Origin of the sequence: Synechococcus lacustris str. Tous, from assembly GCF_003011125.1 — a bacterium.
Taxonomy (GTDB): Bacteria; Cyanobacteriota; Cyanobacteriia; order PCC-6307; family Cyanobiaceae; genus Synechococcus_D; species Synechococcus_D lacustris.
On the sequence record NZ_PXVC01000294.1, the window covers coordinates 1 to 636 of the forward strand.

1 protein-coding gene is annotated in these 636 nt (G+C 45.3%); it reads left to right on the plus strand.

The window, feature by feature from the left end; translation table 11 throughout:
* Positions 1–37: 37 nt before the first annotated feature.
* Positions 38–636: HlyD family secretion protein (locus tag C7K08_RS15015; RefSeq protein WP_206603904.1), on the plus strand; the 599-nt coding region annotated here is incomplete at its 3' end.

Below are 636 nucleotides of genomic sequence, written 5' to 3' on the forward strand. Positions count from 1 at the left end.
ATATAAACAACAAGTTCAAGAAGGAGGTGCATAAGCTATGGCTTTCCCATGGTTAAGCAAATTCAAAACACATAATGCCAGCCGGGCTGGGTCGCTGGCAAAATCAAATTTAACTGCTGGTAATTTTGATACCCGTTTGGAGAGCAGGCCCACTCCATGGTTTCCCTTGATTGTGGGTGGCGCAATGGCGGCCCTTGTGGTTGTTTGCTTAGGCGCCGCTGCCCTAGTAAGGGTTGATCAAGTTGTTAGTTTAGCTGGAAAGCTACAACCAAAACGCTCCACGGCTGCAATTAGATCCACGGAAGCAGGGGTGATATTGAGCGTATTGGTAAAAGAAGGTGAATCAGTGAAACAAGGTGCCGCTATGGTGCTATTGGATCCCACTATTCTTCAAGGACGGCAAGCGGCCTTAAAGGATCAAAAACAAGAGCTATTAATGATGGCAAACTCGGAATTAAATCGTATAAGCGGCGCCGTTGGAGAGCTTAAAGCACAAAGAATCGGCCTTGAACAGAGCCGTCGTATTACAAAACATCAACTTGATCAATTGGTTTTGCTTGAGTCCCAAGGGGCTGCTTCCAATTTTCAAGTTCTAGATTATCAAAAGCAATTAAGTGATCTGGATTCCCGTTTAGC